This window comes from Ursidibacter maritimus, from assembly GCF_009761395.1.
Taxonomy (GTDB): Bacteria; Pseudomonadota; Gammaproteobacteria; order Enterobacterales; family Pasteurellaceae; genus Ursidibacter; species Ursidibacter maritimus.
Window position 1 is genome coordinate 1 of sequence record NZ_LEKN01000027.1, and the last position, 331, is coordinate 331.

Sequence of the window (331 nt, forward strand, 5' to 3'; positions counted from 1 at the left end):
CATCACGCCACTCCACTTCCTCATGGGATTCATTTTTACGTTCAGATTCAAATTCATCCAATTTCCCTAAATCTTTTTCAATGTCTTGTCCACTAAATTTGTCTTTAAGTCGTTTAAAAAAGCTCATCTAGCTTTGTTCCTCCTTCATGACATCATCAATTGTATTTAAATTAACACTTACCAGTCTTGAAACACCTAATTCTTGCATTGTCACACCATATAGTCGGTCACACTTTTCCATCGTTCCTTTACGGTGCGTAATGACAATAAACTGCGTTTCATGTGATAAATCACGTAAAAATTGCGCATAACGTACGACATTGGCTTCATC

At 36.6% G+C, this 331-nt stretch carries 1 protein-coding gene; it reads right to left on the reverse strand.

The genetic code is table 11. The features are described 5' to 3' along the window. Positions 1-127: 127 nt before the first annotated feature. On the reverse strand, positions 128-331 hold a 204-nt coding region (locus A1D26_RS05905), incomplete at its 5' end, for a hypothetical protein (protein WP_157403142.1).